Here is a 20,716-nt window from a genome sequence, read left to right on the forward strand (position 1 = left end):
ACGGCAGGCTTACGCCCTTTCAAATCCGCGCGCCACCTCCCAATCCGTGATGCGACGGTCATATTCCTCCTGCTCCCATTCGGCAGCGCGGGTGTAGTGGTCGATCACCTCGTCGCCAAAGGCTGCACGCAGCATCTTCGAGCCCGACAGCGCCACTGCCGCGTCGCGCAGCGTGCGCGGAATTTCACGAACCTCGCGGGCACCATAGGCATCTCCGACGAACGGCGCTTCCAGCTCAAGCTTGTTCTCGATGCCATCGAGGCCGGCGGCAATCAGCGCGGCAAAGGCGAGATAGGGATTGAGATCGGAGCCGCCGACACGGCATTCGATGCGGATGCTCTTGGTCTCGGCGCCGCAGAGACGATAGCCCGCCGTGCGGTTATCCGTGCTCCAGATCGCCTTGGTGGGCGCGAAGGTGCCCGCGACGAAACGCTTGTAGGAGTTGATATAGGGCGCGAGGAAATAGGTGATTTCGCTGGCATGGTTCAAAAGTCCGGCGACGTAATGCTTCATCAGCGGCGTCATACCGTGCTCTGCTTCCTTGTCGAAGAACAGCGGCGTCTTGCCATCGGCGCTCCACAGCGACTGGTGGATATGCGACGAGCTGCCGGCGGCGCTGTAGTTCCACTTGGCAAGGAAGGTGATGGCCTTGCCCTTTGCCCAGGCAATCTCCTTGCAGCCGTTCTTGATGATCGCATGGCGGTCGGCCATGGTGAGCGCATCGGCGTAGCGGACGTTGATCTCCTCCTGGCCGGCCGAGGCCTCACCCTTCGAATTCTCGACCGGGATCTCGGCACCCTGCAAGCCCTTGCGGATCGCCCGCATCACATCCTCTTCCTTGGTGGTCTGGAAGATATGGTAGTCTTCGTTGTAGCCGCTCACGAGATTGAGGTTGCGATAGCCCGACTCGCGGGCGCTGTCATAGGTCTGGTCGAACAGGAAGAATTCGAGCTCCGAGGCCATATAGGCCTTCATGCCCAGAGCCTCGAGGCGCTTGACCTGCTTCTTGAGGATGGCGCGCGGCGAATGAGCCACTTCTTCGTGGGTGTGATGGTCGAGCACGTCGCAGAGCACAAGCGCCGTGCCTTCGAGCCAGGGAATACGGCGAAGCGTCGAGAGATCCGGCTTCATCGTGTAGTCGCCGTATCCCTTCTCCCAGCTGGTCGACTTGTAGCCGGAGACGGTTTCCATCTCGATATCGGTCGCCTGCAGATAGTTGCAGCTATGCGTTTCCTTCCAGGCGCTTTCGACGAAGAATTCCGCCTGGAATCGTTTGCCCATCAGGCGGCCCTGCATGTCCACCTGGCATGCCAGAACCGTGTCGATGCGACCCTCGGCCACATCCAGTCTGAGGTCGTCGAGCGTATAGCTAGTGCTCATGTTTGATCCGCCTGAACATTAATGGTGACATCGGACAACAAAACGACATTCCCTGGCGGGAGCAACCCGCATTTCGCGCCGCGTTCGTGCCGGTGAAAGAGGCCGCACGGATGCGGCCTCATGATTTTAGGACGTATGGTCCCGCTCTCAGCTTTCGCCGACAGCCGCTTCCGCAGCAGCAATATCAGCCTTGCGCTTGGCGATCGCATCACCAATCGGCGGGCCTTTGAAACGGCGACGCTCGAAACCGAACCAGACGATTGCCGTCAGCACGAGGAAGCCGACGGTAATGATACCCGCCCAGTCATTCGGCGGCTGAATGCCGAGAACGAAGATGATGATCATCGCAATGACCGTCAGCACGGCAAAGAGCTTGAACAGCCCCTCGCCGAGGTTCCACGGACCCATCTTGTCCCACTTCGACGTGCCCCACGCGAACAGGCCGAGCGTGATCGGGATCGCGAAGGAGAAGAAGAGGAAGATGACGGTGCACGAAACGACGATGCTGTAGACCGGCGTATCGCCGATCGACACCAACGAGGAACCCCAGACGAACAGCACCGAAAGGATCGAACCCGCCCAGATCGCCGAAACAGGCGTACGATATTTCGGGCTGACCTTGGAGAGCGCCTTCGAAGCCGGAAGGCCACCGTCACGCGAGAACGCGAAGATCATGCGCGAGACCGACGTGACTGTCGCCAGGCCGCACAGCCACTGGCTGATGAAGATCAGGAAATACAGGATGTCCTTGACGATCGGGTTCACCTGAGCGTCCATCGCCCAGAAGAACACGTTCCAGCCCTGCTTTGCGGCATCGTCCATGTTCGGCAGCATCAGCACGAAAGAGCACAGCATGATGTAGCCAAACAATGCCGACCAAAGCACGGAGGCAACCATGCCGCGGGGAACGGAATGAGCCGCCTTGACGGTCTCTTCCGACGTATGCGCCGAAGCGTCATAGCCGGTGATCGTATAGATCGGCAGCAGCAGACCGAGAGCGAAGACCCAGAAGGTGGAAACCTGCGGCCAGACCGGAGCGCCGGTCGCCGTGCCGTCGGCAGCAATCGTTGCCACGCCCGAATAGTTCGTGAAGGTGAACAGGCGGGCAAAGTCATAGGACGGTGCTGCGATCAGGCACACGATCGCCAGCGCGATCGACGTTGCAAAGATCAGATAGCCGGAAAAGTCGGTCAGCTTTGCCGTCAGTCCGATGCCCATATGGTTCACCAACGCCTGAAGGCCGGTGATGACGACCAGGAACACCATCCGGACCAACGTCGTATCGGTCATGCCGAAATAGCCACCGAAGGCACCGATGAAGAAATAGTAAGTGCCGACATTGATCGCGCCGAGAACCGTAACGAGACCGAGAAGGTTGAACCAGGCGGTCAGCCAGCCGGTAAAGCGGTTACCGAGGATAGAACCCCAGTGATAGAGCCCGCCCGCTGTCGGATAGGCCGAGCTGATCTGTGCCATCGCGACGGCAAAGACCAGGGAAATAAAGCAACCGACCGGCCAGCCGATGCCGATCGCCGCGCCACCTGCACCTGACGTTGCCTGTGCAAGCGAATTGATACCACCGGAAAGAATACAAATAATCGAAAAGGATACCGCGAAATTCGAAAACGAGCTCATGCGCCGTTCCAACTCCTGGGCATAGCCCATGGAGTGCAGGATATGCACATCCTCTTTCTTGTCTAAGTCTGTGTAATCAGACATGTCATTCCCCCTAAAACCAAGCCTTCCGCGGAATTGCGGAGGACCATATGTCATGTGAGCCACCGGCTTTTTGCCGTATGGCCCGATCGCAGTTGAGCTGCTCCCCGGGGTCTTTTCTTCTTCTAATCAGGCTTCCAGACTGCTCTGGAGAAGCCCTGTCAGATAGTCGGCCACGACCCCTTGGCCGACGTCATCCACGACGAGGTCGTTGCGGACCTCGATCATTACGTTATGCAAACCATTGGCGATCCCATGCAATTTCAGCGTATGGGTAACGCCGTCCTCAGGCCCGTAAGGTTCGTTGCGCTCGGTACGATAGAGCGGCGCCTGAGCCGCCGCATCGAGCATACGATCCGCCAGCCAGCGATCCTCATCGTGAAGAATGCCGAGCTCCACCGCCCGACGCTTGCCATTGTAGACAGGCGTAAAGCTGTGGACAGTGACGATCACGTTTTTTTGTCCCCGGGCCGCCCGCTCTTTCAAAAGTGCCTGAATGCGGTTGTGGAACGGTATGTAAAGCGCCTCGGTCCGTGCCTCCCGATCCGCGGCCCGCAAATGCTGATTGCCGGGGATCGTGTAGATCTCGCTGATTTCCGGCATGGCGCCAGCGCTTTCCGGCGGCCGGTTGCAATCATAGATCAGGCGCGAAAAACGCTGGTGGACCAGTGTTGCATCGAGACTGTCGGAAATTTTCCGAGCAACTGCCAATGCCCCTGGATCCCAGGCAATGTGGCTGGAAAGCGCTTCAGGCGACAGGCCAAGATCGCCGAAGCGTTCCGGCAGCCTGCGAGATGCGTGTTCGCAAATGATGAAAAACGGACTCTTTCCGTCCGGCCGTTCGACCGCGACGCATTCGCCATCCGCTTCCGTCAGAATGCCTTGCTGGGCCAGCATTGAAGGCGCCCCATCGCTACTTAATAAAATATTTATAAGAAAAGAATTCTTCAGGTTTCAGCCACTGTCAACTCCAAACTGAAATTATTTCTTCATTTGTGACATTGACACGAAATGTGACAGCGTTGTTATATCGTCACAGGAGACTGGCATAAGACCGTCCCGGGGAGCTAAAATCGAGTGAGCAATGCGTCGAAGACAGTTTCGGACGTAATCCATGCCCAATTCGACGCGTTGACGCGCGCCGAAAAGCAGCTCGCCAAGAGCCTGCTCGACAACTACCCCGTTTCGGGGTTGGGCAGCATTACGACGGTCGCCGAGAACGCCCGCGTGTCGACGCCGACCGTGGCGCGCATGGTGCAGAAACTCGGCTATAAGGGTTATCCCGATTTTCAGTCGCACCTCCATCACGAGGTCGAGGCGACCATCTCCAATCCGCTGACCAAGCACGACCGCTGGGCATCCAATGCCCCCGGCACGCACATCCTCAATCGCTTCGCCGATGCTATCATGGGCAATCTCCGCCAAACGCTGACGGACATCGATGTCGCGACCTTTGAGAGCGTCGCCGCGCTGTTGTCGGAGCGTAAACGCGGGCTTTATTTCGTTGGCGGGCGCATCACCGGCGCGCTTGCCGAATATTTCTTCACCCATATGCAAGTCATCCGCCCGAACACGACCCTGCTCTCGTCCAACTCCAGCTCGTGGCCGCAATATGTGTTGAACATGAACCCCGGCGACCTGCTCGTGATCTTCGATATCAGGCGCTATGAGCAGGAGATGGTCAATCTCGCTGCCGCCGCCCGCCGCCATGGGGCCGAGATCATCGTCTTCACCGACCAATGGGCTACACCCGCCGCCAAGCATGCCAGACACACGTTTCGCGTGCAAATAGAAGCGCCATCGGCCTGGGATTCCTCGGTCGTCACCCTCTTTATCGTCGAAGCGCTGATCGAAGCCGTGCAGAGTTCGACTTGGGACGAGACGAGCGAGCGCATGAAAACCCTGGAAGGCCTCTTCGAACAGACACGCCTTTTCCGCAAGCTAAGTTAGAGGGAAAAGAAGTATTGAATAACGACCTGCGAATTCGTCAGCAAGACATTGTCCGTCATAGTTCGTGAATAAGAGTAAATCCCTGCATTTGCTGGAAACGCAACTCATTGAATCCGTCACACAACCTTCATGCAACGTCATTAACAGCAACGCCAGACACTGAAAACCTAAAAGGAGGAATACCAGTGATCACGAAAATTCATCGTCTTCTGACGCTCTCCACTGCGATGATCATGGCTTCGACCGCCATCGCGGCTGCTGAACCGAGCGCGGACCTCATCGCTGCCGCCAAAAAGGAAGGCACGCTGACCACCATCGCTCTGCCCCACAACTGGTGCGGTTATGGCGACCTTATCGCAGCCTTCAAGGCGAAGTATGGCATTGAAGTCAACGAACTCAATCCGGACGCCGGTTCGGGCGACGAAATTGAAGCCATCCGCGCCAACAAGGGCAACACTGGCCCGCAGGCTCCCGACGTCATCGACGTCGGCCTCTCCTTTGGTCCGTCCGCCAAGAAAGACGGCCTGATCCAGCCTTACAAGGTCTCGACCTGGGATTCGATTCCGGACAGCGCCAAGGATGCCGACGGCTACTGGTACGGCGATTATTACGGCGTTCTCTCCTTCGTCGTGAACAAGGACATCGTCAAGAACCCGCCGAAGGACTGGGCTGACCTGCTGAAGCCGGAATATGCCAACACGGTATCGCTCGCTGGCGACCCGCGCACGTCCAACCAGGCCGTCCAGGCCGCTTACGCTGCCGGCCTCGCCGCTGGCGAAACGGATGCGACCAAGATCGGCGAAGCCGGCCTGAAGTATTTCGCTCAGCTCAACAAGGCTGGCAACTTCGTTCCGGTCATCGGCAAGTCCGCTTCGCTCGCTCAGGGCGCCACCCCGATCGTCGTCGCATGGGACTATAACGGTCTCGCATGGCGCGACAGCCTGAACGGCAACCCGCCGGTTGAAGTCACCGTTCCGGCTTCGGGCGTTGTCGCCGGCGTCTACGTGCAGGCGATCTCGGCTTTCGCTCCGCACCCGAACGCCGCCAAGCTCTGGATGGAGTTCCTTTATTCCGACGAAGGCCAGGTTGGCTGGCTGAAGGGCTATTGCCACCCGATCCGCTTCAACGATCTTGCCAAGAACGGCAAGATTCCGAAGGAACTCCTCGACAAGCTGCCGCCGGCTGCTGCCTATGAAAAGGCTGTCTTCCCGACGCTCGACGAACAGGCTGCTGGCAAGACCGCCATCACCACCAATTGGGATAGCGTCGTCGGCTCGAACGTACAGTAATCCGACTTGAAATGACCTCCCCGTTTCGACGGGGAGGTTTTCCGTTTTCGATGCCGCAGATTGGGCACTTCATGAGCACCGTCACAACATCAACGATCAGTTCTGCTCCCCTGATCAGCAAGCGCGCCGTCGTCGACTGGCTGGGTATTGCACCCTTCCTGATCTTCGCGCTGCTGTTTCTGATTTTTCCGACGATCTACCTGGTCGCCGGCGCATTTCTGACGCCGGACGGTAGCCTCACGCTCAAGAACATCGCCGATCTGTTCACGCCGTCCATCATGAATTCCTACTGGATCAGTATCAAGGTGTCGGTTGTTTCCGCGCTCGGCGGCGCGCTGATCGGTTTCTATCTCGCCTGGGCATTGGTCATGGGCGGCCTTCCGGCCTGGGTCCGCCATACATTTCTGACCTTTTCGGGCGTAGCCTCCAATTTCGCCGGTGTGCCGCTGGCCTTCGCATTCATCGCCACGATCGGCCGTCTCGGGCTCGTCACCGTGCTGATGGTAGAGTTGTTCGGCTTCAATCTGTACTCGACCGGCTTCAATCTCTACAGCTTCATCGGCCTCACCATCACCTACATGTATTTCCAGATCCCGCTGATGGTGCTGATCATTACGCCGGCGCTTGATGGCATGAAGAAAGAATGGCGCGAAGCCGCCTCCATTCTCGGTGCCACCAACGGGCAATATTGGCTGATGGTGGCACTGCCTATCCTGTGGCCAAGTCTGCTCGGCACGACGCTGCTGCTGTTTGCCAACGCTTTCGGCGCGATCGCGACAGCCATCGCACTGACCGGCAGCTCGCTCAATATCGTGCCGATCCAGCTCTACGCGCAAATTCGCGGCGACGTGCTGCATAATGCCAATCTCGGCTATGCCATGGCGCTCGGCATGATCGTCATCACCGGTATCTCGAACGTCATCTACATTCTCATGCGTATGCGCGCTGAACGGTGGCAAAAATGAAACTGCAAAAATTCTTTGCCTGGATCGCGGTTGCCATCGGCGCCTTCTATTTCATCGTACCGCTGATCGGCACGCTGGAGTTCTCGTTGCGCATGCGCCGCAACGCCTACAGTTTTGATGCCTATACCTCGGTCTTTTCCGATCCGAACTTCCTTTATGCCTTCGGCTATTCCATGCTGATGGCCGTGCTGACCATCATTTTCGGCATGCTGCTTGTCGTGCCGACGGCCTATTGGGTTCGTCTGCGCCTGCCGCAAATACGCCCGCTGGTGGAATTCATCACCTTGATGCCGCTGGTCATCCCGGCGATCGTCATCGTCTTCGGCTATTTGCGTCTCTATAACTCGTCGTCGATCCTGCCGCTGACGGGCTATAATCAAACGACGAATATCCTGCTCGTGTGCTCGTACATTGTGCTGTCCCTGCCCTACATGTATCGTTCGGTCGATACGGCGATGCGTACGATCGACATCGGCACGCTGACCGAAGCCGCAGAAAGCCTGGGTGCCAGCTGGACGACCATCATGTTCAAATGCATCTTCCCGAATGTCATGAGCGGTGTGCTTTCCGGCGCCTTCATCACGCTCGCGATCGTCATGGGTGAGTTCACCATGGCCTCGCTCCTCAATCGTCCGGCATTCGGCCCCTATATGCAGCTCGTCGGCGCCAACCAGGCCTATCAGTCCTCAGCGCTGGCGATCATCGCACTCGCCATAACCTGGCTCAGCATGGGCTTGCTCCAGCTGGTCTCCCGTTTCTCAAAATCCGCTCCGATTAAGGCGTAAGGCTCCCCACCATGGCTTTTCTCGAACTCACCCATCTCAAAAAATCCTTCGGCGAGGTTCAGGTCGTTCACGACTTCACCATGCACATCGAGAAGGGAGAATTCATTTCCTTCCTAGGACCGTCGGGCTGCGGCAAGACGACCGTGCTGCGCATGATCGCCGGCTTCGAAAGCCCGACCGCCGGGACCCTGACGATCAACGGCAAGGACCAGCGCCCGCTGAAGCCGAACCAGCGCAATATCGGCATGGTGTTCCAGGCCTATGCGCTGTTTCCGAACATGACCGTGCACGACAACGTCGCCTTCGGCCTCAAGGTCGCCGGCATGGCCAAGCCCGACATCGACAGCCGAGTCAAAGAAATGCTGGGCCTGATCAAGCTCGATCATCTTGCCGACCGTTATCCCTACCAGATGTCCGGCGGCCAGCAGCAGCGCGTGGCGCTCGCCCGCGCCATCGCCGTCAAGCCGCAGGTGTTGCTGCTCGACGAACCGCTCTCGGCGCTCGACGCCAAGATCCGCGTATCGCTGCGCGAGGAAATCCGCGCCATCCAGCGCCAGCTCGGTATCACCACCGTCTTCGTGACGCACGATCAGGAAGAAGCCCTGTCGATCTCCGATCGCATTGTCGTCATGAACGGCGGCCGCGCCGACCAGATCGGCACGCCCTACGAAATCTACAACACCCCGGCCACCCGCTTCGTCGCCTCCTTCGTCGGCACGTTGAACCTGATCGAAGGCAAGGTCGTCGATCCGGACAATAACCGCATCATGATCGGCGATCAGGGCGTGACGCTGAAGCAGTCGGTCACGGCTTACAAGCCGGGCGACACCGTATCGCTGGCGCTGCGCCCGGAAGCGGGCTCTCTGGCTGAATCGGCCAAAGGCGACACCGCGCTGACCGGCGAAGTCTCCTCGGCGCATTTCCTCGGTTCGGTCATCCGCACGCGCATGAATGTCGGCGGCAACACCATCTCCTTCGACATGTTCAACAGCCCTGGCCTGTTGCCACCCAGCGTCGGTGAAAAGGTGACATTGCGCTTCGCCTCCTCCGATCTGCTGGTCATCCAGGACTGATCGACGTCTGTTGGACAAATTTTTCACAAGCGCCGGGTTAATCACCCGGCGTTTTTCTTTGATTTCTGCTGCGCTGCACTTATATTCCGATCGTTCTCAGGGCGGGGTGAGATTCCCCACCGGCGGTATGGAGACTTGTCTCCGAGCCCGCGAGCGCCTTCCAGACAATGGAAGGGTCAGCAGATCCGGTGAGAGGCCGGAGCCGACGGTATAGTCCGGATGGAAGAGAGCAAGCAGGGTCGATGGCTCCTCCGCGCGAGGAGTTCGGCGGCCTTGCGTGTTCGCCCAAGGGATATTGAGTTAAACCCTTGAAAGGCAGAGTTCATGACTATCTCCATTTCCACACAACCGGGCCGCATTGCACTGATCCGGGCTCGCTGGCATGCCGACATCGTCGATCAAAGCGTCGATTCCTTTGTTGCCGAATGGCAGAAGACCGAGGGCGCCTCCCCCATCGACATCTTCGATGTGCCCGGCGCCCTGGAAATCCCGCTGCATGCCCAGACGCTCGCCCGCAACGGCCGCTATTCGGCCATCGTCGCCACGGCTTTCGTGGTCGACGGCGGCATCTATCGCCACGAGTTTGTTGCCAATACCGTTCTCGACGCGATGATGCGCGTCCAGCTCGACACCGGCGTTCCGATCCTCTCGGCCGTCCTGACGCCGCATCATTTCCAGGAATCGGAAGCGCATATCCAGTTCTTCAAGGAGCACTTCGTTCTCAAGGGCCGCGAAGTCGCAAACTCCTGCCGGCAGATCCTTGCCGAGCGCGCCAAGCTGCTGCCATCGGTAACGGTCTGAGCTAAGATGATGGAGGCGCGGCAAAAGTCCGCCTCCATTTTTCCGTTGGGGAGTACCGCATGACCGTTCTGCGCATCATTCCCAATCTCCACGCAGCCGATCCGGCGAGCGCCCGTCTTTTTTACGGCGACCTGCTGGGCCTCGATATCGTCATGGATCACGGCTGGATCCTCACCTTCGCCTCCGACGCGCCAACCGTGCCGCAGATCAGCGTCGCCAGCGAAGGCGGCTCCGGAACCATCGTCCCCGATCTTTCCATCGAGGTCGATAATGTCGATGAGCTTTTCGCACGCGCCCAATCGATGCAGTTCGATATCGTCTACGATCTGACCGACGAACCCTGGGGTGTCCGGCGCTTCTACGTCCGCGATCCGCTCGGCAGCATCGTGAACATTCTGTCCCACCGATAGGACGCCTACCCCAAGTCGACCTTGAAGGTCACTCGCTCCGCCGACCACACCGTTTCTGCATAGGCTATCGGCGCGCCGGAAGCATCGACATCCACCTTGAGGACCATCAGTATCGGCACCGATTTCGGCTGCCGCAACAGCCGCGCCTCTTCGCCAGTCGGCATGCGCGCCTCGATTTCGGTCGACAGGCGCTCGTAGTCGCGAACACCGTAGCTTGCCAGTGCCGCCGTGATCGTCGGATATTGCAGCCGTGCCTTGTCGAAATCAGGAAAACGCTCCGCCGGATAGTAGGTATCACCGAGCTCTATGGGAACGCCATCGGCGGTCATCACACCGCGGCGATGGATGACCGACACGCCGGGAACAAGCTTCAGCCGCACCGCCACACGCTCGGACGCCGGAATGATCTCGTGGATCAGAAGTTCGCCGCCGGGCTCGAAGCCCTGCTCGATGAGATTCTTGGAAAACCGGGTCTTCTTCGAGAGCGTATAATCGATAGCACCCTTGTGCACGAACGTGCCACGCCCCTGCTCGGCACGCACCAATCCCCGCTGCTCCAGATGCCCGAGCGCCTGACGGACGGTAAAGCGGCTGACGCCGAAGCGCTCCATCAGCTCCGGTTCTGTCGGCAATTTGGCACCTGCGGCAAACGTCCCGGCGGCAATATCCGCCGCCAGGATCTCGCCGATCTGATGCCAGAGAGCACTGCCGCCCTTGCGATCGATCGTCTCCATGTCACACGCGCTTTTCGAGCCGGAACAACAGCTTGTATTCGGCGGGATAAGCCAGAGCGTCAAGAATGCTCGGATAATATTTGCGGTCCTTCGAACCACTCACGAAGCCATCATAGCCGAAGCGCCTGACGGAGACATCGAAGCCGGCCGCGACGAAGGCGTCGATGTAATCCTGCGGGGACCGGTCCTGTACCGGCGCATTGCTGTTGCCGCCGATCAGCTCCCGCCATTTCGGCCAGAGCGGCATTTCATTGTGGCAGCCGGTGACAGCATAATAGACACCGCCGTTGCGCATGACTTCGAACATCTGCTCGGCATGCCGCTTCAAATCCGGCAGCAGATAGACGACCTCATAGCTGAAGGCGGTATCGAAGCTATCGGCAAAGGGAGAGAGATCGGTCGTGACGTGAAACTGCAATGGCATATTGCCCTTGGCGGCGTCAGCGGCGGCAACGGATTCCGAGGCAATATCGATCCCGACACCACGGCGAAACGGCCGCATAGCATGCAGCAGCCGTAGGAAACCACCGCGATTGCAACCGAAATCCAGAACCGTCTTCGACGAAAAATCGCGCTCTGGCACGGTCTCGATGAAATGCCGCCAAAGCGGACTATGGGATTCCGCCATCGCGATGTCGCCATTTGGTTCGGTATGCCATGTCGCGTAAGTGGAAGCTGCGTTTGTCATAATGCGCTCGCTGTTGGAGTGGACTGAGCGAGAGATAACGCGCCTCTGTGACAGGGATATGAATTCGTCCGGACGACTGGACTACTTGAGGTTGCCGCAAGGCAAATAAAAAGAGGGCTCCGCCAAAACGGAGCCCTTGGCTAAAATGCGAAATACGCATTGTCCGAACAATCGATCTGCTCACCATGTTCCCATGAAAGCCGTGCAGGCCAGCAGCACACCCGTCAAAATATTTGCCAGGAACAGGCGGAAATTCACCTCGGGGCGAGCAAGATCGATCCACCAGGTCTGCCAGGCAAGGTGCGCGGCAACGACCAGCATTCCGATGGCGTAAGGCAGCGACATGCCCAACAGCCATCCTCCGAGCGACCATGCAACGACCGTCAAGGCATAGAACACGCCGATCCAGATCTTGCCATTCTGCCCGAATAGGATCGCCGTCGACTTGAGGCCAAGTCGGGAATCGTCTTTCACGTCAACGTAAGCATAGACGGTGTCGTAACCGATCTGCCATGCGATGGCTCCTGCCCACATGAGGACGGCTCCCAGCGGAATATGTCCCGCAAGCTCGGCCCATGCCATGAGCATCCCCCAATTGAACGCCGCGCCAAGGACGGCCTGAGGCCAATGGGTGAAGCGCTTGCAGAGCGGATAGACGAACACGAGTGGCAGAACGCATATCGCGACAAGGCGCGTGTAGGGCGTCAGGAACAGTAGGAGAGAGGCGGCCAATACCAGTTCGATCGCCAGAAAGGCCAATGCCTGTCGTACGCCGATCTGCCCGCTTGCCAAAGGCCTGAAGCGGGTGCGCTCAACATGGCCATCAAACCTTCGGTCGGCAATATCATTGATCGTGGAACCGGCACTTCTCATCAGCAAAGCGCCGAGAGAGAATATGGCCAGTTGCCGGAGGTCGGGAAGCCCATGCGATACCTGGATCAGCGCAGCCCAACAAGGGAAAAGCGTCAGCCATATTCCTACGGGGCGATCCAACCGCGCTAATCGTGTGTATGGCCGCCATGCAGTCGGCAACCGACGATCCACCCAATCGCCCTGGTGAATATCGCTTAAGTCCGGGCGGCGCAAAGTCGTCATGGTGTGATCAAGGCTCCCGTCGCCCAACTCCCAATGAAAACAGGAGTTTTACGACTGAATTTCGCTACGTCGAAAAACCGCACACGATGTCCATCCCGCAAGCGGCTTCGACACCACCATCTACCTTGATTCCGCATTTCAATTAAGGGTTCCGCCGAAACGGAGCCCTCTTTCAATATGCTGGATGCTAGCGGCTAAGCCCTGATAGCCTGACCATTCTCGTCGAAGCGATGCATGTGCGTGGTGTCCGGCGTCGCATAGACCGTTTCGTCCGGCTCATATTGGTGCTCACCGAACAGGCGCACGGTCAAAAGGCCGGTGTGGTCGGATTCGAGATAGATGATGGTGTCGGCGCCGAGATGTTCGACGTGGACGACCTTGGCGGCCCAGGTGCCTTGCTCACGCGACAGAGTGATATGCTCGGGACGGATGCCGATGGTCTTGGCGCCACCCTGTTCGAGCTTTTCCGCCGGAATGAGATTCATCTGCGGCGAGCCGATGAAGCCGCCGACGAAGACGTTGGCCGGGCGATTGTAGAGTTCCATCGGCGAGCCGATCTGCTCGATAGCGCCGGCGTTCATCACGACGATCTTGTCGGCCAGCGTCATGGCCTCGACCTGATCATGGGTGACATAGATCATCGTCGCCTTCAGGCTGCGGTGCAGGCGAGCGATTTCGAGGCGGGTCTGAACGCGCAGCGCCGCATCGAGGTTCGACAGCGGTTCGTCGAACAGGAACAGTTCCGGCTCGCGCACGATGGCGCGGCCGATGGCGACGCGCTGGCGTTGGCCGCCGGAAAGTTCTGCCGGACGGCGGGCGAGATAGGGCTCGAGAGACAGCATGCCCGATGCCTTGGCGACACGGCTCTCGATCTCTTCCTTCGCTGTGCCCGCCTGCTTCAGCCCGAGGCCCATATTGTCCTTCACCGTCAGGTGCGGATAGAGCGCATAGGACTGGAACACCATGGAAATGCCGCGCTTGGCAGGCGGCGTCACCGTCACGTCCTTGCCGTTGATCAGCACAGCACCCGAAGTCACGTCTTCGAGGCCGGCGATGCTGCGCAGCAGGGTCGACTTGCCGCAACCGGAGGGGCCGACGAAGATAACGAACTCCCCGTCCTTTACCTCTAGGTCGATGCCCTTCAACACATCATGTGTGCCATAGGCCTTGCGGATGGATTTCAGTTGAAGCGATCCCACAGTCTTTTATCCTTACAAATAAACGGGCTTGCCGGTGCGTACGCTCTCGTCGGCGGCAAGGCAGATGCGCAGCGATTGAACGGCGTCGGTCATGTGGCGGCCAAGGTCGATATCCTCGCGAATGGCCTTCAGCATGAAGGCCTGCTCCAGGTCGCACAGCTCCTGATGACCTGGCTCGCCATCCATATGAAGGTCCCGATCCGGCCGAATGAACTGGCCGTTCGGCCCGGTCGCGGCGCTATGCAGCCGGATGACGGAGGTCTTGGTGTGCGCGTCGATGTCGTCTGACTTGGCGTTCGGGTCCATGACGATGGACACTGCACCATTCGGCGACATCACATCCTTCACGAAGAAGGCGGTCTCGGACATCATCGGTCCCCAGCCAGCCTCGTACCAACCGACCGAACCATCCTCGTAGATCACCTGCAGATGCCCGTAATTATACATATCCGGCGCTATCTCGTTCGACAGGCGCAGGCCCATGCCGCGCACCTCGACCGGCTTGGCGTCAGTGATCTGGCACATGACATCGACGTAGTGCACGCCGCAGTCGACGATCGGCGACGTCGTCCGCATCAGCGCCTTGTGCGTCTCCCAAGTCGGACCGCTCGACTGCTGGTTCAGGTTCATGCGGAAGACATAAGGGCCGCCGAGCTTGCGGGCCTCGGCAATCAGCCGTGTCCACGAGGGGTGATGACGCAGGATATAGCCGATCACCAGCTTGCGGCCTGCCTTCTTGGCGGCAGCCACGACACGCTCCGCATCCTCGACCGTCGTTGCCAACGGCTTTTCGACGAAGACATCGCAGCCCGCCTCGAAGGCCATGACGGCATAATCGGCATGGCTGTCGGAATAGGTATTGATCGAGCAGAGATCGGGCTTCAGCTCCTTCAGCGCCGTCTCGAAATCCGGATGGATCGTGTAGCCCTGCAACTCCCCCGCCAGCTGCGGGCTGGAGCGGTTGACGAGGCCGACGATCTCGAAACCGGGATTGTTGTGATAGGCGAGCGCATGGCTGCGGCCCATATTGCCAAGACCAGCGACGAGAACGCGGATCGGTTTTTCGGATGCGCTCACTTGACTGCTCCAGAGGTAATGCCGCGAATGAGCTGGCGGGAGAAGATGACGTAAAGCACGAGGATCGGCAGGATGGCGAGCGTCAGCGCCGCCAGCACGGCGTTCCAGTTGGTGACAAACTGGCCGATGAAGATCTGCGAACCGAGCGTCACCGTCTTGGTCGCCTCGCTCGGCGCCAGGATCAGCGGGAACCACAGGTCGTTCCAGATCGGGATCATCGTAAAGACGGCAACGGTCGCCATGGCCGGACGGACCAGCGGCAGCACGAGGCGAAAGAAGATCGCATATTCGGTGAGACCATCGATGCGGCCGGCATTCTTCAGGTCATCCGACACGGTGCGCATGAATTCCGAGAGGATGAAGACGGCAAGCGGCAGGGCCTGCGCCGTGTAGACCAGGATCAGCGCGGTCAGCGTATTGACCAGGCCGGTTGCGACCATGCCCTGCAGAATAGCAACCGTGCCAAGACGGATCGGGATCATGATGCCGATGGCGAGATAGAGCCCCATCACCGTATTGCCGCGGAAACGATATTCCGACAGCGCGAAGGCTGCCATGGCGCCGAACAGCAACGTGAAGATGATCGAGACGATCGTCACGACGAAACTGTTCTGGAAATAGGTGAGGAAACTCCCCTGCCCGAGCACGGTCTGATAGCCGATCAGGCTGAAACTGGACGGCGTCGGGATGCTCAAGGGCGCGCGGAAGATCGAAGCGCGATCCTTGAACGAATTGATGATGGTCAGAAACACCGGAAAAATAGCGACGAGCGTATAGGCGATCAGCGCCAGATGCACGAGGCCGGTGCGGGCAATGGAAGTGCGTGCCTTGGACATGGTCGCCACTCCTCAGAACTGGTAGCGGCGGATGCGCCGCTGGACGATGAAAAGATAAAAGGAAACGCCGGTGAGGATGATCAGGAACATCACCGTCGCGATCGTCGCGCCCATCGAGCGGTCACCGAGCTGTAGCTGGAAACCGAAGAAGACGCGGTAGAGCAGCGTGCCGAGAATATCGGTGGAACCGTCAGGCCCCGCAAGCGCGCCCTGCACGGTATAGACCAGGTCGAAAGCGTTGAAATTGCCGACGAAGGTCAGGATCGAGATGATGCCGATCGCCGGCAGCACCAGCGGCAGCTTGATCTTCCAGAACTGGCTCCAGCCGGTAATGCCATCGCATTCGGCCGCCTCGATAACCTCTTCCGGAATGTTCAACAGCGCCGCATAGATCAGCATCATTGGGATGCCGACATATTGCCAAACCGAGATCAGCGCGACCGTTATCAAGGCTGTCCCCGGCCTACCGAGCCAAGGAGCAAAGAATGATTTGAGACCGACCATGCCCATCAAATCGGGCGCCACGCCCCACAACGGCGACAGGATCAGCTTCCAGATGAAGCCGACGACGACGAAGGAAAGCAGCGTCGGCAGGAAGATGGCGGTACGATAGAAGGCAACGAAGCGCAACTTCGGCAGCGACAGAAGCGCGGCGAGCGCAACACCGATCGGGTTCTGCACACACATATGGATGGCAAAGAAGATCAGGTTGTTGCGCAGCGCATTCCAGAAATCATGCGACCAGCGATCATCCCCGAACAGCACCTTGAAATTGTTGAGACCGACGAAGGTCGTTTGACCATCGACGACGTTGTACAGCGATAGCCGCAGCGTTTCGATCAGAGGCAGGATCATCACGGCCGTATAGACGATCAAGGCCGGAAGAAGAAAAACAAGGATGTGCCAGCGCCTCTGGCGCTTGATCGGAGCCACATCAAATGTGGCGGAAATATCGGCTTCGCTCATGGCTCTCTGCCTGGTTTTACTGGCTACCGATCGGGGCAGCGCAAATGTTCAAATCCGTTCGCTATCCCGGTTTCTCCAGCAGAGCATGGAGAAGCAATGTCGGGCGCGGCACGATACTGATGTTGCGATAGTCGCTGGTTCGACTGCCTGTCGGAACAGGACATGGCGAAGGGGTGAGGAGCTATGAAGCCCCTCACCCGGATTGCGTCACAGCAGGATCACTTCGCCGGCTTGTACCAGCTGTCGAGACCCTTCTGCAGCTTTGCGGCAGCAGCTTCCGGCGTATCCGTACCGTTGATGACGTTGGCGGATTCCGTCCAGGTTTCGTTTTCCAGGTTCGGCGTGCCACGCGACAGGATCTGATAGGTCGACCGAACGGTGGACTTGTGGTTGTCGCGCCAGGAGACGAATTCCTGGGCAAGCGGATCGCTCATCTTCACCGGATGCGAATTCAGGCTGAAGAAGCCCGGAAGCGAATTGGCGTAGATGTTGGCGAACTCGTCGGAAGCGACCCAGCTCAAGAACTTTTTGGCTTCTTCCTGATGCGCGCTCTTGGCGTTCAGGCCGACACCGATATCCGGATGGTCGGAGATGTAGGCCGTGTCACCAGCTTTTGCGACTGGCGGCGGGAAGGCGCCCATCTTGAACTGAGCCTGGGTGTTGAAGAGCGAAATCTCCCACGAGCCGGCCGGATAGATGGCGGCCTTGCCGAGCGTGAAGAGGTTCTGGCTGTCAGGATAGCTCTGAGCTTCGAAGCCGTCGCCGAGATAAGGCTTCCACTTGGCGAGTTCCTTGTAGGGCTCGACCCACGGAGCATCCGTCAGCTTTTCCTTGCCGGAAATCAGAGCCAGACGGCCGTCTTCGCCCTTCCAGTAGTTCGGGCCGATATTCTGGTAGCCCATGGTTGCGGCTTCCCAGAGGTCCTTCGTGCCCATGGCCATCGGGATGTAGGTGCCGTCAGCCTTGATCTTGTCGAGAGCGGCGAAGAACTCGTCGCGCGTCGTCGGAACCTTGAGGCCGAGCTTGTCGAAGGCATCCTTGTTGTAGATGAAGCCGTGGATGACGGACGCCATCGGCACGCAGAAGGTCGACTTGCCGTCATCCGTGCTCCAGGCGGCCTTGGCGACCGGCGAGAAGTTTTCGATGCCCGACAGCGACGTCAGGTCCGCCAGATGCTTCTTGTTGAAGAGATCGAGCGACGCATCGAAGGGGCGGCAGGTGATGATGTCGCCCGCGGAGCCGGCATCGAGCTTCGCGTTCAGCGACGCGTTGTATTCGGTCGGAGCCGTCGGCGAGAAGACGATCTTGATACCCGGGTTCTTGGCTTCGAAAGCGGGGATGATCTTTTCCTGCCAAATCTGCAGGTCGTCGTTGCGCCAGCTTTCAACCGTCAGCGTTACGTCCGCCGCATGCGCCAAGCTGACCGACGTCAGCAGGCTGGATGCGAGGAGCAAGCCTTTCAGAACATTGTTTTTCATTTCCCTCTCCTGTTTTGAGCGCCTGGGGAGGCGCCGTTCTTGGTCTGAAAAATCCGTTGGCATATCCGAGGAAACGGCCAACACACCAACAAGGGTCGCCAACATTGCCAACCCCAAATGCACAAGGGCGCTCGAAGCTGTGCGCCCGACCGGCCCGATCAATCGTGACCTGCCGGACGACCGGACAGAGACACTGGAAACTCAACACACGGGAAATTCATGACGAACACGGTCGCGTGGACCCTCTTGATCCACGCGGCTCCTGACAACGGCAGAGGTCCGCCACCTTCTGCTGGGCCTTCCGGCTATTGTTATTTTGCCGGTTCCGCCGATATCAGTTCGAACTGTTCCCTTGGTAAGAATTAAGTCCAAAAAAATACCAATTGTCCAGCCGAATTTAACTTTTAGACGCGATAAAAACGGATAAAAAAATTTTATTGATATTTTTCAAAGTGATATGCGGAAACAAAAAGCAACGAATTGCCTCTTGGTAAATGGTATTTTTTTGGTATTGTATGAAAAAACAGGGGACGGACAGTATCCGGAGGGTGGAATGGCGGAGTTTTCGATCGGTATCGATGGCGGCGGGACAAGCTGCCGCACTGCCGTAACGGACAGGACGGGCAAAATTCTCGGCACCGGCAAAGCTGGCGCTGCCAATATCCTGTCCGATCTGGAGAACTCCCGGATCAACATCGTTGCGTCCGCCCGGCAGGCCCTTGTTGATGCCGGCCTCGATCCGGGATTGACGGACAAGTTGCCCGCCATCATCGGCACCGCCGGCGCCAATGTCGGGGACTACGGCAAGCGCCTCGAAAAGGCTCTGCCCTTTGCGGAGGCACACGTCGTCACTGATGCGGCGATTGCTCTTCAGGGCGCGCTCGGCGATGCCGACGGCATCATCGGCGCTTTCGGCACCGGCTCCGTCTACAATGCCCGCCGCGATGGCAAGAGCTGGGGAATTGGCGGCTGGGGGTCTGTTGTTGGTGACCAAGCCAGCGGCGCGCGCCTTGGCCGCGACCTGCTTGAGCGTTCGCTTCTGGCGTATGACAAGGTCTCACGCCCCTCACCGCTTACAGAAGCGCTCATGGCCGAATTCAAAGACGATCCCGAACGTGTCGTCGAATTCGCACATGCCGCCAAACCGAAGGATTTCGCGCGCTACGCACCGATGGTCTTTGAATATGCCGAAAAGAGCGACGCAGTCGCCGTCGATATCGTCAAGACTGCGATGAGCGCAATCACCCAGAGCCTTGATGCGCTGCTCTGGCCAGACTGCCCGTCGATCTGCCTCCTAGGGGGGCTTTCGAGGGCATATTACCCCTGGCTCGACACCCGCTATAAGGAGCTTCTCAGGGAGCCGAAAGGTGATGCATTGAGCGGTGCGATGGAACTGGCGGCCAAGCTCCTGCGGGATGACAAAGGGGGCACGCCATGACCGAGGATCTAAGCCGCATCTTCTCGTCTGGGCGCCGGCTTACCGGCGGCACAGGCCCGCTCTACGTCAAGCTGCGCCGAACGCTTGAGGAGGCCGTCAAGATCGGAACGCTGAAACAGGGTGACGCCCTGCCGGCGGAACGCGACATCGCGGAATATGCCGCCGTCAGCCGCGTGACGGTGCGCAAGGCGATCGACGATCTCGTCGCCGAGGGTATCCTCGTCCGCCGACACGGCTCCGGTACCTTCGTCACCAAACCCGTCTCCAAGGTCGAACAGCGCCTGTCGCAGCTGACGTCTTTCACCGAAGACATGGCGCGGCGCGGCATGACGGCGCGTTCGCAATGGCTGCATAAGGGTGTGCACACACCCTCGCCCGACGAAATGATGATCCTTGGCCTAGCCGCCGATACCAAGGTCTCCCGCCTCAGCCGATTGCGCATCGCCGACGATCAGCCGCTCGCCATCGAACATGCCAGCGTCTCTGGCGAGTTCCTGCCCGACCCTTCGATCGTCACATCCTCGCTCTATGCCGAACTGGAGAAACGCCAGGTCCGCCCGGTGCGCGCCGTGCAACGCATCTCCGCCACCAACATGAAGGAAGCCGATGCCGGCCTGCTCGGCGTTCCCGTCGGCGCGGCTGGCTTGTCGATCGAACGCATCTCCTACCTCGGTTCCGGCCGCGCGGTGGAGTTCACACGCTCACTGTATCGAGGCGATGCCTATGACTTTGTAGCCGAGCTAACGATCGCGACAACATAAATCACAAATAGAATCAAAAAGATGCGACCGAAAGATGAATCATCCTCCGGCCGCGCCAATAGTCTGAATCAATTT

At 58.9% G+C, this 20,716-nt stretch carries 20 protein-coding genes and 1 riboswitch; of the genes, 9 read left to right on the top strand and 11 right to left on the bottom strand.

The features are described 5' to 3' along the window. Positions 1 to 9: 9 nt before the first annotated feature. The 3 genes from AC1RO0_RS03775 to AC1RO0_RS03785 form a co-directional block, all read right to left on the bottom strand. Complete coding sequence (locus AC1RO0_RS03775; protein WP_174161413.1) at positions 10 to 1,380, bottom strand: glutamine synthetase family protein; 1,371 nt, start codon at positions 1,378 to 1,380, stop codon at positions 10 to 12. A gap of 147 nt (positions 1,381 to 1,527) precedes the next feature. Beyond that, a complete protein-coding gene (locus tag AC1RO0_RS03780; protein ID WP_498591605.1) occupies positions 1,528 to 3,099 on the bottom strand; it encodes an amino acid permease in 1,572 nt (523 codons plus the stop codon). A gap of 126 nt (positions 3,100 to 3,225) precedes the next feature. Next, complete coding sequence (locus AC1RO0_RS03785; RefSeq protein ID WP_498591606.1) at positions 3,226 to 3,993, bottom strand: N-formylglutamate amidohydrolase; 768 nt, start codon at positions 3,991 to 3,993, stop codon at positions 3,226 to 3,228. A 180-nt stretch (positions 3,994 to 4,173) separates the two neighbouring features. On the opposite strand from AC1RO0_RS03785, the gene AC1RO0_RS03790 reads away from it, so the two are divergent. The 7 genes from AC1RO0_RS03790 (at position 4,174) to AC1RO0_RS03820 (ending at position 10,369) form a co-directional block, all read left to right on the top strand. Further along, the gene (locus AC1RO0_RS03790) at positions 4,174 to 5,046 is read left to right on the top strand and encodes a MurR/RpiR family transcriptional regulator (protein ID WP_368511126.1); all 873 of its coding nucleotides are present in this window, start codon (positions 4,174 to 4,176) and stop codon (positions 5,044 to 5,046) included. A gap of 185 nt (positions 5,047 to 5,231) precedes the next feature. Further along, positions 5,232 to 6,335 carry an ABC transporter substrate-binding protein gene (locus AC1RO0_RS03795; RefSeq protein ID WP_498591607.1) on the top strand — a complete coding sequence of 368 codons (1,104 nt, stop codon included), beginning with the start codon at positions 5,232 to 5,234 and terminating at the stop codon, positions 6,333 to 6,335. A gap of 71 nt (positions 6,336 to 6,406) precedes the next feature. Beyond that, positions 6,407 to 7,300: an ABC transporter permease gene (locus AC1RO0_RS03800; RefSeq protein WP_498591608.1), complete on the top strand. Its 894-nt coding sequence runs from the start codon at positions 6,407 to 6,409 to the stop codon at positions 7,298 to 7,300. After that, positions 7,297 to 8,085, top strand: coding sequence for an ABC transporter permease (locus AC1RO0_RS03805; protein WP_007694062.1), 789 nt, complete (start codon positions 7,297 to 7,299; stop codon positions 8,083 to 8,085). Before AC1RO0_RS03800 ends, AC1RO0_RS03805 begins: the two co-directional genes overlap by 4 nt. A gap of 11 nt (positions 8,086 to 8,096) precedes the next feature. Then, complete coding sequence (locus tag AC1RO0_RS03810) at positions 8,097 to 9,158, top strand: ABC transporter ATP-binding protein (RefSeq protein ID WP_498591609.1); 1,062 nt, start codon at positions 8,097 to 8,099, stop codon at positions 9,156 to 9,158. An 88-nt stretch (positions 9,159 to 9,246) separates the two neighbouring features. Beyond that, a riboswitch (FMN riboswitch) is annotated at positions 9,247 to 9,393 on the top strand. Positions 9,394 to 9,482: 89 nt separating this feature from the next. Next, entirely contained in the window at positions 9,483 to 9,959 is a 477-nt protein-coding gene (locus AC1RO0_RS03815) for a 6,7-dimethyl-8-ribityllumazine synthase (protein ID WP_153365189.1), read from the top strand. A 59-nt stretch (positions 9,960 to 10,018) separates the two neighbouring features. After that, positions 10,019 to 10,369 carry a VOC family protein gene (locus AC1RO0_RS03820; RefSeq protein WP_498591610.1) on the top strand — a complete coding sequence of 117 codons (351 nt, stop codon included), beginning with the start codon at positions 10,019 to 10,021 and terminating at the stop codon, positions 10,367 to 10,369. A gap of 5 nt (positions 10,370 to 10,374) precedes the next feature. On the opposite strand, the gene phnF is transcribed toward AC1RO0_RS03820, so the two are convergent. The 8 genes from phnF to AC1RO0_RS03860 all read right to left on the bottom strand — a co-directional run bounded on the left by phnF (position 10,375) and on the right by AC1RO0_RS03860 (position 18,442). After that, a complete protein-coding gene (phnF, locus tag AC1RO0_RS03825) occupies positions 10,375 to 11,103 on the bottom strand; it encodes a phosphonate metabolism transcriptional regulator PhnF (RefSeq protein WP_498591611.1) in 729 nt (242 codons plus the stop codon). Between the two features lies 1 nt (position 11,104). Further along, positions 11,105 to 11,791 (bottom strand): class I SAM-dependent methyltransferase, encoded by a 687-nt coding sequence (locus AC1RO0_RS03830; protein ID WP_498591612.1) that lies wholly within the window; start codon positions 11,789 to 11,791, stop codon positions 11,105 to 11,107. Positions 11,792 to 11,971: 180 nt separating this feature from the next. After that, complete coding sequence (gene ubiA / locus AC1RO0_RS03835) at positions 11,972 to 12,886, bottom strand: 4-hydroxybenzoate octaprenyltransferase (protein ID WP_498592374.1); 915 nt, start codon at positions 12,884 to 12,886, stop codon at positions 11,972 to 11,974. Positions 12,887 to 13,080: 194 nt separating this feature from the next. After that, on the bottom strand, positions 13,081 to 14,085 hold the full coding sequence (locus tag AC1RO0_RS03840) for an ABC transporter ATP-binding protein (RefSeq protein WP_498591613.1): 1,005 nt from the start codon (positions 14,083 to 14,085) through the stop codon (positions 13,081 to 13,083). Between the two features lie 12 nt (positions 14,086 to 14,097). Continuing rightward, on the bottom strand, positions 14,098 to 15,162 hold the full coding sequence (locus AC1RO0_RS03845; RefSeq protein WP_498591614.1) for a Gfo/Idh/MocA family protein: 1,065 nt from the start codon (positions 15,160 to 15,162) through the stop codon (positions 14,098 to 14,100). Next, positions 15,159 to 15,998 carry a carbohydrate ABC transporter permease gene (locus AC1RO0_RS03850; protein ID WP_498591615.1) on the bottom strand — a complete coding sequence of 280 codons (840 nt, stop codon included), beginning with the start codon at positions 15,996 to 15,998 and terminating at the stop codon, positions 15,159 to 15,161. The genes AC1RO0_RS03845 and AC1RO0_RS03850 overlap by 4 nt, the downstream gene beginning before the upstream one ends. A gap of 12 nt (positions 15,999 to 16,010) precedes the next feature. Beyond that, the gene (locus AC1RO0_RS03855) at positions 16,011 to 16,964 is read right to left on the bottom strand and encodes a carbohydrate ABC transporter permease (RefSeq protein ID WP_498591616.1); all 954 of its coding nucleotides are present in this window, start codon (positions 16,962 to 16,964) and stop codon (positions 16,011 to 16,013) included. 218 nt (positions 16,965 to 17,182) lie between these two features. Then, the gene (locus AC1RO0_RS03860) at positions 17,183 to 18,442 is read right to left on the bottom strand and encodes an ABC transporter substrate-binding protein (RefSeq protein ID WP_498591617.1); all 1,260 of its coding nucleotides are present in this window, start codon (positions 18,440 to 18,442) and stop codon (positions 17,183 to 17,185) included. Positions 18,443 to 18,995: 553 nt separating this feature from the next. Between AC1RO0_RS03860 and AC1RO0_RS03865 the strand changes: the two genes are divergently transcribed. Both AC1RO0_RS03865 and AC1RO0_RS03870 read left to right on the top strand, forming a co-directional pair. Then, positions 18,996 to 19,880, top strand: coding sequence for a glucosamine kinase nucleotide-binding domain-containing protein (locus AC1RO0_RS03865; RefSeq protein WP_498591618.1), 885 nt, complete (start codon positions 18,996 to 18,998; stop codon positions 19,878 to 19,880). After that, the gene (locus AC1RO0_RS03870; protein ID WP_498591619.1) at positions 19,877 to 20,641 is read left to right on the top strand and encodes a GntR family transcriptional regulator; all 765 of its coding nucleotides are present in this window, start codon (positions 19,877 to 19,879) and stop codon (positions 20,639 to 20,641) included. Before AC1RO0_RS03865 ends, AC1RO0_RS03870 begins: the two co-directional genes overlap by 4 nt. The last annotated feature ends 75 nt before the right edge of the window (positions 20,642 to 20,716 follow it).

The organism is Rhizobium sp. GW821-FHT14E12, assembly GCF_058803745.1.

What these genes read in the sequence shown, in the direction of transcription:
- phnF (WP_498591611.1), bottom strand. Translation starts at nt 11,103, where the DNA reads ATGGAGACGATCGATCGCAAGGGCGGCAGTGCTCTCTGGCATCAGATC.
- AC1RO0_RS03815 (WP_153365189.1), top strand. Translation starts at nt 9,483, where the DNA reads ATGACTATCTCCATTTCCACACAACCGGGCCGCATTGCACTGATCCGG.
- AC1RO0_RS03870 (WP_498591619.1), top strand. Translation starts at nt 19,877, where the DNA reads ATGACCGAGGATCTAAGCCGCATCTTCTCGTCTGGGCGCCGGCTTACC.
- AC1RO0_RS03810 (WP_498591609.1), top strand. Translation starts at nt 8,097, where the DNA reads ATGGCTTTTCTCGAACTCACCCATCTCAAAAAATCCTTCGGCGAGGTT.
- AC1RO0_RS03775 (WP_174161413.1), bottom strand. Translation starts at nt 1,380, where the DNA reads ATGAGCACTAGCTATACGCTCGACGACCTCAGACTGGATGTGGCCGAG.
- AC1RO0_RS03820 (WP_498591610.1), top strand. Translation starts at nt 10,019, where the DNA reads ATGACCGTTCTGCGCATCATTCCCAATCTCCACGCAGCCGATCCGGCG.
- AC1RO0_RS03785 (WP_498591606.1), bottom strand. Translation starts at nt 3,993, where the DNA reads ATGCTGGCCCAGCAAGGCATTCTGACGGAAGCGGATGGCGAATGCGTC.
- AC1RO0_RS03865 (WP_498591618.1), top strand. Translation starts at nt 18,996, where the DNA reads ATGGCGGAGTTTTCGATCGGTATCGATGGCGGCGGGACAAGCTGCCGC.
- AC1RO0_RS03780 (WP_498591605.1), bottom strand. Translation starts at nt 3,099, where the DNA reads ATGTCTGATTACACAGACTTAGACAAGAAAGAGGATGTGCATATCCTG.
- AC1RO0_RS03855 (WP_498591616.1), bottom strand. Translation starts at nt 16,964, where the DNA reads ATGAGCGAAGCCGATATTTCCGCCACATTTGATGTGGCTCCGATCAAG.
- AC1RO0_RS03805 (WP_007694062.1), top strand. Translation starts at nt 7,297, where the DNA reads ATGAAACTGCAAAAATTCTTTGCCTGGATCGCGGTTGCCATCGGCGCC.
- AC1RO0_RS03850 (WP_498591615.1), bottom strand. Translation starts at nt 15,998, where the DNA reads ATGTCCAAGGCACGCACTTCCATTGCCCGCACCGGCCTCGTGCATCTG.
- ubiA (WP_498592374.1), bottom strand. Translation starts at nt 12,886, where the DNA reads ATGACGACTTTGCGCCGCCCGGACTTAAGCGATATTCACCAGGGCGAT.
- AC1RO0_RS03860 (WP_498591617.1), bottom strand. Translation starts at nt 18,442, where the DNA reads ATGAAAAACAATGTTCTGAAAGGCTTGCTCCTCGCATCCAGCCTGCTG.
- AC1RO0_RS03830 (WP_498591612.1), bottom strand. Translation starts at nt 11,791, where the DNA reads ATGACAAACGCAGCTTCCACTTACGCGACATGGCATACCGAACCAAAT.
- AC1RO0_RS03800 (WP_498591608.1), top strand. Translation starts at nt 6,407, where the DNA reads ATGAGCACCGTCACAACATCAACGATCAGTTCTGCTCCCCTGATCAGC.